This is a genomic window from Micromonospora sp. NPDC005686 (assembly GCF_042871665.1).
Taxonomy (GTDB): Bacteria; Actinomycetota; Actinomycetes; order Mycobacteriales; family Micromonosporaceae; genus Micromonospora.
The window spans coordinates 117,724-130,747 of record NZ_JBIAIY010000011.1 but is presented as its reverse complement, the minus strand read 5'-3'; the positions used below and the strand labels follow the sequence as shown (position 1 = coordinate 130,747).

Below are 13,024 nucleotides of genomic sequence, written 5' to 3'. Positions count from 1 at the left end.
GTGGCACGCCCCACACCGCTACGGCCGCCCGCCGGTGCGGGCGGGTAGCCTTCGGCCAGTGATCGTGGGGGGATGCCGGTGACGACACTGGACCGGGAACAGCCGCGTGCCACCGACGGGGCACCCGTTGCCGGCGGCGCGCGTCCCCTGCCGTGGACGCTGGCCGTGCCGGCCGCCGTGGCGGCGGGGGTGGCGCTGCTGCTGGCGTTCCCGCCGTACGGGTGGTGGCCGCTGGCGCCGGTCGGTGTGGCGTTGCTGGCCGCCGCCGTGCACCGACGGCGGCTGCGCGCCGGCGCCGGCCTGGGCTTTCTGACCGGGCTGGCGTTGTTCGCGCCGCTGCTGGAGTGGACGAACCTGCACACCGGCTACCTGCCGTGGGCGCTGCTGTCGCTGCTGCAGGCCGCCTATCTGGCGCTGCTGGGCGCCGCCGCGGCCTGGGTCTCGCCGCTGGCCGACCGGCAGCGGGCGGTGTGGCCGCTGCTGACCGGTGTGCTGTGGGTGGGGCAGGAGGCGCTGCGTGACCGCGCCCCGTTCGGCGGGTTCCCGTGGGGGCGGCTGGCGTTCAGCCAGGACACCTCGCCGCTGCTGAAGCTGGCCGCGCTCGGCGGCGCCCCGTTGGTCACGTTCGCCGTCGCGGTCGCCGGTGGGCTGCTGGTCACCGCCGCGTGGCGGGACTGGCGGCGCGCACCCGGGCAGTGGCGGCCGGTGGCCGGGCTCACCGCCGTCCTGGTGGCGCTGCTCGCCGTCGGCACGGCCGTGCCGACGGGGGTACGCGGCGCGGGCGACACCGTCACCGTGGCCGTCGTGCAGGGCAACGTGCCGCGTCTCGGGCTGGACTTCAACGCGCAGCGGCAGGCGGTGCTGAACAACCACGTCGACGCGACGCTGGAGCTGGCGCGGAGGGTCGCCGAGGGCGGGCAGGACCGCCCCGACGTGGTGGTGTGGCCGGAGAACTCCAGCGACATCGACCCGCTGCGCAACGCGGGCGCGGGGGAGCGGATCTCCCTGGCCGCAGACGCGATCGGCGCACCGATCCTGGTCGGTGCCGTGCTGGTCGGCCCGGGGGCGGGTGAGGTGCGCAACGCGGGGCTGCTGTGGCGGCCGGGCACCGGCCCGGACCTGGATCAGGTGTACACGAAACGACATCCGGTGCCGTTCGCCGAGTACGTGCCGTTGCGGTCCATCGCCCGCAAGGTCAGCTCCCAGGTCGACCGGGTCCGGTCCGATTTCGTAGCCGGTGACCGTCCCGGTGTCCTGGACGCCGGCCCGGCCGTCCTCGGCGACGTGATCTGTTTCGAGGTCGCCTACGACGGCATCGTCCGGGACACCGTCACCGGCGGCGCGCAACTGCTGGTGGTGCAGACGAACAACGCCACGTTCGACGTGGCCGAGGCCCGCCAGCAGTTGGCGATGGTGCGGCTGCGGGCCGTGGAGCACGGCCGGGCGGCGTTGATGGCCTCCACCGTCGGGGTGTCCGGGTTCGTTTCCCCGGACGGGCGGGTAGACGGTGCGACCGGGTTCAACACCGCCGCGGTGGTGGTGCGGCAGATGGAACTCGGCGACGGGCGCACCCCGGCGACCACGGCCGGAGTGTGGCCGGAGGTGGCGCTGACGGCGCTGGCGGTCGCCGCCCTGGCCGGCGCGGCGGTGCTGCGCCGCCGCCGGGAGGTCGCTCCCGGCTGAGCCGACGAGAGGCGGTGCGACGGTGGGCGTGGCAGCCGACAGGCGGACGGTCGGTCATCCCGGGGTGGGACGGGTCCTGGTGGTCATCCCCACCTACAACGAGGCCGACAACGTGGGGCGCATCGTCGCCCGGGTGCGCGAGGCGGCGCCGGCGGTGGACGTCCTCGTCGCCGACGACAACAGCCCCGACGGCACCGGCGCGATCGCCGACACGATCGCCGCCGGCGATCCGCGGGTGCACGTGCTGCACCGGGCCGGCAAGGAAGGGCTCGGCGCGGCCTACCTGGCCGGGTTCGCCTGGGCGCGGGCACGCGGCTACGACGCGGTGGTGGAGATGGACGCCGACGGCTCGCACGCCCCGGAGGACCTGCCGGCGCTGCTGCACGCCGCCAACGACGCCGACGTGGTGATCGGCTCCCGGTGGACCCGCGGCGCGCGGGTGCTGAACTGGCCGTGGCGGCGGCTGCTGCTGTCCCGGGTCGGCAACCTGTACGCGCGGCTGGCGCTGGGCATGCCGGTCAGCGACGCCACCGGCGGCTACCGGGTGTACCGGTCCAGCGCGCTGGACGCGATCGACCTGGATTCGGTGCGTTCGCAGGGGTACGCCTTCCAGGTGGAGCTGTCCCGGCTGGCGCACCGCGCCGGGGTGCGGATCGTGGAGGTGCCGATCACGTTCGCCGAGCGGGAACACGGCGACAGCAAGATGAGCCCGCTGATCGTGGCGGAGGCGCTGTGGCGGGTCACCCGCTGGGGGGTGCGGGACCGCCTGGCGGCCGCGTCGTCTCGCCCGGACGCGCTCGCGCGCTGGCCTTGAGCGAGGGCGTGTCATGCTTGAGGTGCGTGATGACCCCGTGCTGATGAGGTGAGATGCGCCGAGGACTGAAGTTCGTGCCACCGGCCCTGCTGCTGCTCGCGCTGCTGGAGGTGACCGTTTTCGTGCTGGTCGGCCGCGCTGTCGGGTTCGGCGCGGCGGTGCTGCTGGTGTTCGGGGCGTCCCTGCTGGGCCTGGTGCTGCTGCGCCGTGAGGGCATGCGGGCGTGGCGCGGCTTCCGCGCGGCGGCGCAGGCCGGCCGGCCGCCGGGGCCGGAGGTGACCGACGGGCTGATCGGCCTGCTTGGTGCGTTGCTGCTGGCGCTGCCGGGCCTGGTCAGCGGCGTGGTGGGGCTGCTGTTGCTGGTGCCGCCGCTGCGCCGGCTGGCCGGTGGCGGGGTGCGCCGGGCCACCGAGCGGCGGGTGTCGTCGATGGTGGCCGGTGACCTGTTCGGGCCGCGCCGGGTGCGTGTGTACCGTGGTGCGTCGCAGCCGGCCCCTGAGCCCGCACCGGCTCCGTCGCCGTCGCCGGTCACCGACCCGGGCAAGGCCATCGAGGGCGAGATCGTCGACCGCTGAGGCGCCTGGAGACAGCGAAACGCCCCCGGGATCACCCGGGGGCGTTTCAGCGCGTTACGGACGGTCAGGCACGACCGCGGCGGGTACGGACCTCCTGGAGACGCTCGGCGAGGATGTCCTCCAGCTCGGCGATCGAGCGCCGCTCCAGCAGCATGTCCCAGTGGGTACGCGGCGGCTTGGCCTTCTTCTGCTCCGGCTCGGTGCCGTCGACCAGGCGGGCGACGCTGCCGTCGAACTTGCACTCCCAGGTCGCCGGGACCTCGGCGTCGACGGCGAACGGGACCTCGAACTGGTGGCCCTTGGCGCAGAGGTACTCGCGGGTCTGGCGTGGCGCGAGCTCCGTGTTGCGGTCGGACTCGTAGCTGACCGCTCCCAGCCGGCTACCGCGCAGCATGCGCTCGCCCATGATCGACTTCCCCTCGTTCGTGGTGCTGGTCTTCGGGTGTAACGGCCGGTGACCGCTCGCCCATTCCCCGGGCCCACGGCGGCAGGGCCGTAAACGGGTCGGGAGCGTCAAGGGTAACCGGCCATGACAGCTGCCCGGCGGGCTCGTCCCCGGCCGGGCCGAATCGGTGGGTTGGTTCGCCTGCCAGCGGGGATGTTACCCACCTGTCCGTGTGCCGGAGGTGACGATGAGCAACGACGCGCCGGTCGGAGCCCGACCACCCGCCGGGAAGACCTTCTTCGGTCATCCCCGCGCGCTGTCCACGCTCTTCCTCACCGAGATGTGGGAGCGGTTCAGCTTCTACGGCATGCGGGCGATCCTGGTGCTGTACCTGACCGCCACGGTCGCCGACGGCGGCCTGGACATCGGCGAGTCCAGCGCCAACGCCGTGTACGGCACCTACAACGCCATGGTCTACCTGATGGCGCTGCCCGGCGGCTGGGTCGCCGACCGGCTGATCGGCGCGCGCCGCAGCGTGCTGTGGGGCGGCGTGGTGATCGCCGCCGGCCACTACGTGATGGCGATCCCCACCGGGTGGAGCGTCTTCGCCGGCATGGCGCTGATCGTGCTGGGCACCGGTCTGCTCAAACCGAACATCTCCACCATGGTGGGTGACCTGTACGAGCGGGACTCGCCGCGTCGCGACGCCGGGTTCTCCATCTTCTACATGGGCATCAACCTGGGCGCGTTCATCGCCCCTCTGATCACCGGCTTCCTCGGCGAGAAGATCAACTGGCATCTGGGGTTCGGCGCCGCCGCGATCGGCATGACCTTCGGCGTCCTCCAGTACGTGCTGGGCCGCCGCAACCTGGGCGACGCGGGCGCCCGCCCGGCGGACCCGCTGCTCGGCGCGGACCGGCGGCGCGCGCTGACCCGCGTCGGCGTGGCGAGCGTCGTGCTGCTGGCCGTGCTGCTGGTGCTGCTGCTGGCCGGCTGGTTCACCGTCGACGCCGTGGTCAACCTGCTCACAGTGGTCACGGTGCTGGTGACGGTCGGCTACTTCGCGCGGATCCTCACCGACCGGGAGATCAGCGGGACCGAACGCAGCCGGATGAAGGCGTACGTGTGGCTGTTCCTGTTCGCCGCCGCGTTCTGGCTCATCTACGACCAGGCCGGATCGGTGCTGAACATCTTCGCCGCCGACCAGACCGACCGGTCGGTGGGCGGGTTCACCTTCCCGGCTTCCTGGTTGCAGTCGGTGAACCCGATCCTGATCATCATCGGCGCGCCGCTGGCCGCCGCGCTGTGGCTCAAGCTCGGGCACCGGGTGTCCACGCCCACGAAGTTCGCCGTCGGCCTGGTGCTCAACGGCCTGTCGTTCGTGCTGATGGCCGCCGCCGCGCGGGCCGCCGTCGGCGGCGACCTGGTCTCACCGCTGTGGCTTGTCGCGGTGTACGCGATCCAGGTCGCCGGTGAGCTGTCGCTGAGCCCGGTCGGCCTGTCCGCCACCACGAAACTCGCCCCGGTCAAGTACGCCAGCCAGATGCTGGGCCTGTGGTTCCTCGCCACCGCCGTCGGTGACGCCATCGGCGGTCAGGTGGCGCGGCTGGCCGAAACTTGGTCCCAGCCGGTGTACTTCCTGACCTTCGGGCTGGCCTCGGTGCTGCTGGGCGTGGCCGCGGTGATGTTCACCCGCCAGATCCGGCACCTGATGGCCGGCATCCACTGACCGCGCTCACACCGCCGGGGTCGGTGGCAGCGGCAACGGCAGTCCGGGGAGCCCGTCGATGCTGGCGGCCACGTGGTCCTTGCCGGCGAAGTACGCGCTCAGCGACGCGTCGTCCTCCCGGGCGAACCGGCGTTCGTGCAGGTCACGGTCGGCGTCGTAGGTCATGAACGGCACCGCGTAGCCGCACGTGTCGCGGATCAGCTCGGCGTGCGCCACGATGATCGCCCGCAGACCGTGCGGACCCGGGTCGATGTCCGGGAAGTGCCGCAGCAGGCCGGGCCAGCGCGGGTCGTCGCGGAACACCGGCTCGCCGCGCCCGTGCACCCGCACGATGTTCGGCGGGCCGGCGAACGCGCACCACATCAGCGTGATGCGGCCGTTCTCCCGCAGATGGGCGATGGTCTCGGCGTTGCTGCCGGCGAAGTCCAGGTATGCCACGGTGTGCTCGTCGAGCACCGCGAAGCAGCCGCGCAGCCCTTTCGGGGACAGGTTGACGGTGCCGTCACCGGACAGCGGGGCGGTGGCCACGAAGAACATCGGCTGCGTCTCGATGAAGTCCCGCAGCCGGCCGTCGATGCGCTCGTACGTCTTTCCCATGCCCCGATCCTCGCCGCCGGCCCGGCGCGGCGCTGCCCCGTTCCCAGCCCGTGGCCGCTCAGCCGGTACGCGTGCCGAGCCGCGCCAGTGCGGTCGCCAGATCGCTCACCTGGTCGGCGAGCTGCCCGGCCCGGCGCTGCGCGGCGTCCCGGTCGGCCTCGATCACGGCCGTGCGCGCGGCCAGGTCGGCCGCCCGGGCCTCGGCGGCGCTCGCGGCCCGCCGCGCCTCGGCCAGCTCCGCGGCGAGCGCGTCCCGCTCGGCGGTACGGGCGGCAGCCTGCTCCACGGCGGCGGCCATGTCGGCACGGGCGCGCTCGACGGAGGCGGCAGCCTCGGCACGGACGGCCTCGATCGCCGCGCTCGCCTCGGCGCGGGCGCGTTCCAGCGCCGCCTCGGCGTCGGCGCGTGCCACGTCGGCGCGGTCCCGTTCGGCGACGGCCTGCCGCACGGCGGCGGCCTCGGCGTCGGCGCGTTCAGCGGCGGTCCGGGCCGCGCGCTCCGCCTCGGCGGCCCGCCCCTGGGCGGCCTGCGCCTCGGCGCGGGACTGCTCGGCCCGGTCCAGGGCCTCGGTCGCGGAGCGGGTGGCCCGTTCGGCGTCGGCGCGGGCGCCGTCCCGTTCGGCGGTCAGCTCGGCCGCCCGGCGGCGTTCGGTGTCGCGTTCGGCGCGTACCGTGCGCAGTTCGTGCCGGGCGGCGTCGCGGTCGCGTTCGGCCTGCACCCGCAGCGCCTGCGCGGCGCCGGCCTCGGCGCGGGCGGCGTCGCGGGCCTCCTCGGCCGCGGCGGCCCGCTCGGCCGCCGCCGTGGCCGCCGCGTCCGCCCGGTCGGCGCGGTCGGTGGCGGCGTCGCGTTCGGCGTACGCGGCGTGGGTCTGCTGACGGCCGCGGGCCGCCGCCGCGGTGGCGTCCTCGGCCTCCCGGCGGGCCTCGTCGCGTTCGGCGTGGGCCGCCGCGACCTGCGCGGCCGTCTCCGCCCGCAGTTCGGCGAGCTGCCGTTCCACGCCGGCCGGGGACAGTTCGGCGTGCAGCGCCTCGGTGAGCGTCTCCACGATCTGGTCGAGCCGGTCCACCGCCTCCCAGGTGCGCGCCACCTGCCCGGGCAGGCCGGGGGAGTTGCGGTGGCGCATCCGCGAGTTGCGGGCGGCCCGCTGGCAGGCGCCGTCGTTGTCCCGGCAGTAGCGGAACGGGCGGCCCGCGCCGACGCGTTGCGGCACGTCACGTCCGCAGTGGGCGCAGGGTCGGGTGTCGGTGGCGGGCTCGGCGTCCATCGGGGGCGGAGTCTATCCGGCGGCGTTCGCGCGGGCCGCGCCGTCGAGGGTGTAGCGGCGTTGCAGCAGCACCGCGACCACCATCACGGCGGCGGGCAGCAGCCCGAAGCCGTAGCGCAGCGCGTCGAGCGCGGCCGGGGACTGGGTCACGCTCTGCCCGGCGGTCGAGGCCACGAAACCGCCGGCGGCCAGGCACAACGCGTACGCGTAGGGGCCCAGCGCCGCCCCGGTGGCCTCGGTGGCGGTCCACACCCCGGTGTACGTGCCGGCCCGCTCGGTGCCGCCGGCCGCGCGGATCACGTCGGGCAGCATCGAGAACGGCAGCAGCTGCATGCCGGCGAACGCCACCCCGAGCACCGCCACGGCGGCCACCAGCACCGGCAGCCCGGCCGGACGGCCGATCGCCAGCACGAGCGACCCGGCGGCGAACGCGGCCTGCCCGGCGAGCAGGGCGCGTTGCTTGCCGATCCGCCGCGCCACCGCCAGCCAGCCCGGGGTGACCAGCAGCGCCGGCGCGACGAACGCGGCCACCAGCACCGTGGTGAGGCCGGGGCGGCCGAGCTCGTACTCGGCGTAGTAGGGCACCCCGGCGAGCACCAGGTGAGTGGTGGTGGACATGGCCAGGTACGCGCCGACCAGCCAGCGGAACTGCCGGTCCCGCAGGCTCGCCCCCAGTGCCCGCCACCCGCCCGGGCCGTGCGGCGGGGCCGTGTCGGCGGCGGCACGGCGCAACCGGCCGATCCCGGCGACGCCGACCAGCATCGCGGCGAACATCCCGGCCGCCAGCGCGACGCCCATCCGCAGGTACCCGTCGCGGGTCGCGTCGTCGCCGCCGGCCAGCAGCGGCGCGAGCAGCCCGGAGACCAGGATGCCGAGGGTCAGCACCACCATCCGGAACGCCATCAGCCGGGTCCGCTCGTGGTAGCCGATCCGCAGGTCCGCCGGGGTCGCCAGGTAGGGCACCTGGTACCCGGCGAACAGCAGGTTGCCGGCCACGAAGAACACCGCCACCCAGCCCGCCGCGGCGGCGCCGGTGAGGCCGCCGGGCACGGCGAACAGGCCGGCGAACGCCAGCGGCAGCGCGCATCCGGCCAGCAGCAGCCTGCGGCGGTGGCCCCGGCGGGCCTGCTCCACGTCGCAGCGGTGCCCGATCCACGGGTGCAGCAGCACGTCGGCGATCTTCGGCAGCAGCAGCGTGAGCCCGGCCAGCCACGGCGCGACCGCCAGCACGTCGGTCAGGAAGTAGAGCAGCAGCAGCCCGGGCACGGTGACCCAGACGCCCATGCCGAGCGAGCCGGTGGCGAACCCGACGAGCGGGCCGCGCGGCAGGGTGAGCGCCTCGGAGCGCTGATCCAGCCCGGTCATGGCGGTCTCCTGTCCTCGGGGCACGCCGACCCCAATCCAACGGTTGCTGGATTGTAGGGGGAAGAATGGCCGGATGACCACGCCTCGACGCCGTCCGGGCCGGCCCCGCCGCGACGACCAGCGGCCGACCCGTGACCTGGTGCTCGCCGCCGCCACCGCGTTGTTCGCCGAGCGGGGCTTCGACGCGGTGAGCGTTCGCGACGTCGCCGCCGCGGCGGGCGTGGACGCCGCCACCGTCGTGCACCACACCGGTGCCAAGGCGCAGCTCTACGACGCCTGCTTCGCCCGGGTCTTCAGCGCCGAACGCGAGGTCGTCGAGGCGGCCGGGGAACGTGCCCGGGCGGCCCTGTCGGCCGGGCCGCCCGACGCGCTGCGGGCGCTGCACGACCTGGTGGACGTGTTCGTCGACTTCCTGGAGGACCGGCCGGAGACGACAGCGCTGTGGCTGCGCCGCTGGCTGGAGCCGCAGCGGCACGGCGAACTGGACCGCCGCTACGCCGCGCCGCTGTACGCGTTGGTCGAGGAGCTGTTGCTGGCCGCGGCCGAGGCGGGCACGCTGACCGAGCCGACCCCGCACGTGACGGTGCGCAGCCTGGTCTGGGCGGTGCACGGGCACGTGGTGGCGCTGGCCGCCGGGGCCGGGTCCGGCGCCCGGGAGCGGCGCGAGTTCCGGGCGTTCGTGCACCGGTTCCTCGACGCGCTCTACCAGGGCGGCCCGAACGACACCCGGACTTGACGCCGGCCCGCCCTCCGGGGATTATCCATCGGTCGTTGGATTAAGGAGGCGGGTATGGCCACACCGAGGGTCGCGGTCGTCGGCGCCGGCGCCGCCGGGCTGGCCACGCTCAAGGCGCTCGCCGACGCCGGTGTCCCGGCGATCGCGTTCGAGACGGCCGACACGCTCGGCGGCCTTTGGGTGTACGGCGCACCCGACTCGCCCGCGTACCGCACGCTGCACCTGAACACCAGCAAGGGCCGCACCGAGTTCGCCGACCACCCGATGCCGGCCGACTGGCCCGACTACCCCGACCACACCCGCGTCGCCGGCTACCTCGGCGACTACGCCGACCGGTTCGGGCTGCGCGATGCGGTACGGCTGCGGCACACCGTCGAGCGGGTCACCCGCGCCGGCGACGGCTGGCGGGTGCGTGCCACCGGCCCGGACGGCCCGGTCGAGGTCGACGTCGAGGCGGTCGTGGTCGCCAACGGGCACAACCGGTCCCCGAAGCGGCCCGAGCCGTACCCGGGCGAGTGCACGGCCGAGCAGATGCACAGCCACGACTACCGGGGACCGGAGCAGCTCGCCGGGCGGCGGGTGCTCGTGGTCGGCGGCGGCAACTCCGCCATGGACATCGCCGTCGACGCCTCGTACGCCGCCGAACGCACGCTGCTGTCGCTGCGCCGCGGCGTCTGGGTGGTCCCGAAGTACCTGCTCGGCCGCCCCTCGGACACGCTGAACGGCGCACTGGCCCGGCGGCTGCCGTGGCGGCTGCGGCAGCGGATCAGCCAGACCATGATCACCACTGCGGTCGGGTCGCCCAGCCGGTACGGGCTGCCCGCGCCGGCGCACGGCTTCCTCCAGGACCACCCGACGCTGTCCGACGCGCTGCTGTCCCGGCTCACCCACGGCGACATCCAGGCCCGGCCCGGCATCGCCCGCTTCGACGGCGACCGGGTCGAGTTCACCGACGGCCGCGCCGACGAGGTCGACCTGGTCGTGTGGTGCACCGGCTACCGGGTCGAGATGCCGTTCCTCGACGCGGCGCTGGTCGGCGACGGCGCGGACCGGCTGCCGCTGTACCGGCACGTGTTCCACCTGGACGCGTCCGGGCTGGCGTTCGTCGGGCTCATGCAGTCCACCGGCGCGGCGTTCCCCCTGGTCGAGGCGCAGGCCCGGCTGGTGGCCGCGCGCCTGGCGGGCACCTGGGCGCCACCGGACGCGGCCCGGCAGGCCGCCGCCTGCCGCGAGGAGCTGCGCGCCGCCACCGCCCGGTGGGGGCAGCGCCGCCCGCACATGCGCGTGGACTTCGACGTCTACCTGGCCCAACTGGGCCGCGAGCTGGCCGCCGGGCGGCGCCGGGCCGGAGCGGCCCGATGAGCGCGGCAGGCCGGGACCCGGCCGCCGGGCCGCAGCGGACCGGAGCCGGCGCGCCGGGCCGCAGCGCTCTGGCCGGGCGGCGGGTGCTGGTCACCGGCGCCCGGGGCACGTTCGGGCAGCATCTGGGCGCGGCACTAACCGCCGCCGGCGCCCGCGTGGTCGGGCTGGACCTGCACGCCGACCTCGACGCCACACCGCCGGTGCTCGGCGTCGACCTGACCGACCCGGCCGCGACGCCACCCGCGGTGGCCGCCGCCGTCGACCGGCTCGGCGGGCTCGACCTGCTCATCAACAACGCCGGGGTGGGCGGGCCCGCGCCCGCCGAGCTGCCGCCGGACGAGGTGGTGCGCCGCCAGATCGAGGTGAACCTGCTCGCCGCCTGGCGCACCACCGCCGCCGCCATGCCCGCCCTGGAGGAAGCCCGCGGTCGGGTGATCTTCGTGGCGAGCCGGATGGCCGTGCTGCCGCTGCCGCTCGCCGCCGCGTACGGGGTCAGCAAGCGGGCGCTCGTCGCGTACGCCGACGCACTGCGCCACGAGGTCGGCACGCACGTCGGCGTCAGCGTCGTCTACCCCAGCATGGTCGCCTCCCCGATCCACGACAGCACCGTGGCGGCCGGGCTGTCGCTGAGCGGGGTGTCCCGCCCGGAGCCGGTCGAGGGGGTGGTCGCCGCGATCCTGCGCGCCGCCACCGCCCGGCGCGCCCCACGGGACGTGGCCACCACCCGGCGCGGCCGGATCGAGATGGCGCTGGCCCGGCACGCTCCGGCGCTCGCCGACCGGATCGTGCGCCGTACCGTCGCCGGGCGGCTGGCCGCCGGTGCCCTCGACGGAGCGGCGCTGGCCGAGGGAATGGTCCGGCGGCACCGGCAGGACCGCCGGTAGCGTGCTCGCATGGCTGTCTCGCCCTACATCGCCCGGCTGCGCCGGCACGTCGGCCACGACCTGCTGATGCTGTACGGCGTCAGTGGGGTGGTCACCGACGGCGCGGGCCGGGTGCTGCTGGCTCGCCGGGGCGACAACGGCCGCTGGTCCGTCCCGGCCGGCACCGTCGACCCGGGCGAGCAGCCCGCCGACGCCCTGGTGCGTGAGGTGCGCGAGGAGACCGGCGTAAAGGTGGCGATCGACCGGCTCGCCGGCGTCGCGACCCATCCGGTGGTCTACCCCAACGGCGACGCCTGCGAATACCTGAACGTCTGGTTCCGCTGCCGGGCGGTCGGCGGGGCGCCGACGGCCGACGGCGACGAGTCACTGGCGGTGGCCTGGTTCGCCCCGGACACGCTGCCCGACCTGGACGACTGGTCCCGGCTGCGGATCGGCACCGCTCTCGCCGACGACGCCCCGCCCTGGTACGCCGCGCCGGGGGAGAGTCACCCGGCGCTGACCTGCCCGGACAACATCTAGCCGAACGCCACCTCGTACGGCCGGTCCGGGGCCAGTTCCACCACACGGTGGCCGCCCGGCGCGTGCACGACCACGCGCTGCGCCACCGGGGACACCAGCCGCGCCCGCAGCCGGCCCGGCGCCCAGGTCAGCTCATCGACGGTGACCCGGCCCCGGCAGGGGATGCCGCGCAGCGTCCCGGCGGGCAGGCCCGGCAGCGGCGCGGGCAGCAGCCGCAGCGTTACCGGACGCGACTGCACCAGCGACTCGATCAGCACCGCAGGCACCGTGCAGACTGCTGCCGGGCCACGCCCACTCGGCGAGCGCACCGCGCCCGTCGACCAGGAAGCCGGTGGCCGTACCCCGGCCCACCGGTCGGCGCCGGTCACCTCGGCGGCCCGCCACAGCGCGTTCCGGGCCGCGGCGACGTCCATGGTGGCGTTGGCCGCGACGGGTGCGGTCCGGCCGGTGTCGTCGTACGGGCCGTTCTCGGGTCGGACAGCGTCAACCGTCGGTGAACCGAATGCGGCAACGACGGCGATAGCTCTTGTGTGCAGCGAATGAGTGAAGACGGGGGCGGGCGCGCCACGGAGCTCAGCAGCGATGTCGAGCTGCTGCGCGCGGTGGCGCGTTCGCAGGTGGATGCCCTGCAACTCCTGCATCGGCGGCATGCCCCATGGCTGCGCGCCCGGCTGACGCGTCGGTGCGCCGACCCCGACGTCGTCGACGCCGCCATCCAGGACACATTCGTGGCGGTGTGGCGCGACGCTCACCGGTACTCGGACACGGGAGCTGACGCTGCCGCGTGGATCTGGACCATCGCGATCCGTCGTCTGCTCTCCACGCTGCGGGGGCCGGCTCATCGATGGCTGGGGGTTTCGGGGGTGGCCGTGCCCGAGGGGGCCGTGACGACGCCGTCCGCCGAGGAGTTGGTGCTGCTCGGGGTCGAGCACGGTGATCTGGTGCTGCCCTCTCCCGGCTCCCGCCGGAGCTGCGGGCGGTCATCCAGACCACCGCGATCGACGGGTTGACGGTGCGCGAGGCGGCTCGGCTGCTCGGCGTTCCGGAGGGCACCGCCAAGACCCGCTTGATGCGGGCTAGGGCAAGGCTGCGGGAGTTGCTGACGTGAACG

At 75.1% G+C, this 13,024-nt stretch carries 15 protein-coding genes; 10 read left to right on the top strand and 5 right to left on the bottom strand.

Going from position 1 to position 13,024, the window contains the following annotated elements; all coding sequences use genetic code 11:
- Positions 1-72 precede the first annotated feature (72 nt).
- The 3 genes from lnt to ACFYON_RS24270 are packed head-to-tail and all read left to right on the top strand — an operon-like array spanning position 73 to position 3,072.
- A complete protein-coding gene (lnt, locus tag ACFYON_RS24280) occupies positions 73-1,683 on the top strand; it encodes an apolipoprotein N-acyltransferase (RefSeq protein WP_387188485.1) in 1,611 nt (536 codons plus the stop codon).
- 22 nt (positions 1,684-1,705) lie between these two features.
- Complete coding sequence (locus ACFYON_RS24275) at positions 1,706-2,497, top strand: polyprenol monophosphomannose synthase (protein ID WP_354869500.1); 792 nt, start codon at positions 1,706-1,708, stop codon at positions 2,495-2,497.
- Between the two features lie 53 nt (positions 2,498-2,550).
- The gene (locus ACFYON_RS24270) at positions 2,551-3,072 is read left to right on the top strand and encodes an FxsA family protein (protein ID WP_354869498.1); all 522 of its coding nucleotides are present in this window, start codon (positions 2,551-2,553) and stop codon (positions 3,070-3,072) included.
- Positions 3,073-3,136: 64 nt separating this feature from the next.
- On the opposite strand, the gene ACFYON_RS24265 is transcribed toward ACFYON_RS24270, so the two are convergent.
- Positions 3,137-3,478 (bottom strand): RNA polymerase-binding protein RbpA, encoded by a 342-nt coding sequence (locus ACFYON_RS24265; RefSeq protein WP_181568348.1) that lies wholly within the window; start codon positions 3,476-3,478, stop codon positions 3,137-3,139.
- A gap of 226 nt (positions 3,479-3,704) precedes the next feature.
- On the opposite strand from ACFYON_RS24265, the gene ACFYON_RS24260 reads away from it, so the two are divergent.
- Positions 3,705-5,186 (top strand): peptide MFS transporter, encoded by a 1,482-nt coding sequence (locus tag ACFYON_RS24260; RefSeq protein WP_354869496.1) that lies wholly within the window; start codon positions 3,705-3,707, stop codon positions 5,184-5,186.
- Positions 5,187-5,192: 6 nt separating this feature from the next.
- Here the strand turns inward: ACFYON_RS24260 and ACFYON_RS24255 are convergent, their stop codons facing one another.
- From ACFYON_RS24255 to ACFYON_RS24245, 3 genes are read right to left on the bottom strand one after another with little or no spacing between them, the layout of a single operon-like run.
- Positions 5,193-5,783, bottom strand: coding sequence for a pyridoxamine 5'-phosphate oxidase family protein (locus tag ACFYON_RS24255; RefSeq protein WP_354869495.1), 591 nt, complete (start codon positions 5,781-5,783; stop codon positions 5,193-5,195).
- 58 nt (positions 5,784-5,841) lie between these two features.
- A complete protein-coding gene (locus ACFYON_RS24250; protein ID WP_354869492.1) occupies positions 5,842-7,047 on the bottom strand; it encodes a hypothetical protein in 1,206 nt (401 codons plus the stop codon).
- 12 nt (positions 7,048-7,059) lie between these two features.
- Positions 7,060-8,412 (bottom strand): MFS transporter, encoded by a 1,353-nt coding sequence (locus ACFYON_RS24245; RefSeq protein ID WP_354869489.1) that lies wholly within the window; start codon positions 8,410-8,412, stop codon positions 7,060-7,062.
- 73 nt (positions 8,413-8,485) lie between these two features.
- On the opposite strand from ACFYON_RS24245, the gene ACFYON_RS24240 reads away from it, so the two are divergent.
- Genes ACFYON_RS24240 through ACFYON_RS24225 form a run of 4 tightly spaced genes read left to right on the top strand, consistent with a single transcriptional unit; the run spans position 8,486 to position 11,913 of the window.
- Complete coding sequence (locus tag ACFYON_RS24240) at positions 8,486-9,148, top strand: TetR/AcrR family transcriptional regulator (protein WP_354869486.1); 663 nt, start codon at positions 8,486-8,488, stop codon at positions 9,146-9,148.
- 54 nt (positions 9,149-9,202) lie between these two features.
- Positions 9,203-10,510 carry an NAD(P)-binding domain-containing protein gene (locus ACFYON_RS24235; RefSeq protein WP_357710834.1) on the top strand — a complete coding sequence of 436 codons (1,308 nt, stop codon included), beginning with the start codon at positions 9,203-9,205 and terminating at the stop codon, positions 10,508-10,510.
- Positions 10,507-11,394: an SDR family NAD(P)-dependent oxidoreductase gene (locus ACFYON_RS24230; protein ID WP_357710831.1), complete on the top strand. Its 888-nt coding sequence runs from the start codon at positions 10,507-10,509 to the stop codon at positions 11,392-11,394. The genes ACFYON_RS24235 and ACFYON_RS24230 overlap by 4 nt, the downstream gene beginning before the upstream one ends.
- 9 nt (positions 11,395-11,403) lie before the next feature.
- The gene (locus tag ACFYON_RS24225) at positions 11,404-11,913 is read left to right on the top strand and encodes an NUDIX domain-containing protein (protein WP_354869480.1); all 510 of its coding nucleotides are present in this window, start codon (positions 11,404-11,406) and stop codon (positions 11,911-11,913) included.
- Here ACFYON_RS24225 and ACFYON_RS24220 read toward each other — a convergent pair.
- On the bottom strand, positions 11,910-12,326 hold the full coding sequence (locus tag ACFYON_RS24220; RefSeq protein WP_357710827.1) for a hypothetical protein: 417 nt from the start codon (positions 12,324-12,326) through the stop codon (positions 11,910-11,912). The genes ACFYON_RS24225 and ACFYON_RS24220 overlap by 4 nt on opposite strands.
- Before the next feature lie 126 nt (positions 12,327-12,452).
- On the opposite strand from ACFYON_RS24220, the gene ACFYON_RS24215 reads away from it, so the two are divergent.
- Positions 12,453-12,923 carry an RNA polymerase sigma factor gene (locus tag ACFYON_RS24215; RefSeq protein WP_387188473.1) on the top strand — a complete coding sequence of 157 codons (471 nt, stop codon included), beginning with the start codon at positions 12,453-12,455 and terminating at the stop codon, positions 12,921-12,923.
- A complete protein-coding gene (locus ACFYON_RS24210; protein ID WP_387188518.1) occupies positions 12,884-13,021 on the top strand; it encodes a sigma factor-like helix-turn-helix DNA-binding protein in 138 nt (45 codons plus the stop codon). The genes ACFYON_RS24215 and ACFYON_RS24210 overlap by 40 nt, the downstream gene beginning before the upstream one ends.
- Positions 13,022-13,024 lie beyond the last annotated feature (3 nt).

Excerpts from the sequence above, each read along its gene's own strand:
- lnt (WP_387188485.1), top strand. The coding sequence starts at position 73 with ATGCCGGTGACGACACTGGACCGGGAACAGCCGCGTGCCACCGACGGG.
- ACFYON_RS24270 (WP_354869498.1), top strand. The coding sequence starts at position 2,551 with ATGCGCCGAGGACTGAAGTTCGTGCCACCGGCCCTGCTGCTGCTCGCG.
- ACFYON_RS24265 (WP_181568348.1), bottom strand. The coding sequence starts at position 3,478 with ATGGGCGAGCGCATGCTGCGCGGTAGCCGGCTGGGAGCGGTCAGCTAC.
- ACFYON_RS24260 (WP_354869496.1), top strand. The coding sequence starts at position 3,705 with ATGAGCAACGACGCGCCGGTCGGAGCCCGACCACCCGCCGGGAAGACC.
- ACFYON_RS24255 (WP_354869495.1), bottom strand. The coding sequence starts at position 5,783 with ATGGGAAAGACGTACGAGCGCATCGACGGCCGGCTGCGGGACTTCATC.
- ACFYON_RS24250 (WP_354869492.1), bottom strand. The coding sequence starts at position 7,047 with ATGGACGCCGAGCCCGCCACCGACACCCGACCCTGCGCCCACTGCGGA.
- ACFYON_RS24245 (WP_354869489.1), bottom strand. The coding sequence starts at position 8,412 with ATGACCGGGCTGGATCAGCGCTCCGAGGCGCTCACCCTGCCGCGCGGC.
- ACFYON_RS24240 (WP_354869486.1), top strand. The coding sequence starts at position 8,486 with ATGACCACGCCTCGACGCCGTCCGGGCCGGCCCCGCCGCGACGACCAG.
- ACFYON_RS24235 (WP_357710834.1), top strand. The coding sequence starts at position 9,203 with ATGGCCACACCGAGGGTCGCGGTCGTCGGCGCCGGCGCCGCCGGGCTG.
- ACFYON_RS24230 (WP_357710831.1), top strand. The coding sequence starts at position 10,507 with ATGAGCGCGGCAGGCCGGGACCCGGCCGCCGGGCCGCAGCGGACCGGA.
- ACFYON_RS24225 (WP_354869480.1), top strand. The coding sequence starts at position 11,404 with ATGGCTGTCTCGCCCTACATCGCCCGGCTGCGCCGGCACGTCGGCCAC.
- ACFYON_RS24220 (WP_357710827.1), bottom strand. The coding sequence starts at position 12,326 with ATGGACGTCGCCGCGGCCCGGAACGCGCTGTGGCGGGCCGCCGAGGTG.
- ACFYON_RS24215 (WP_387188473.1), top strand. The coding sequence starts at position 12,453 with ATGAGTGAAGACGGGGGCGGGCGCGCCACGGAGCTCAGCAGCGATGTC.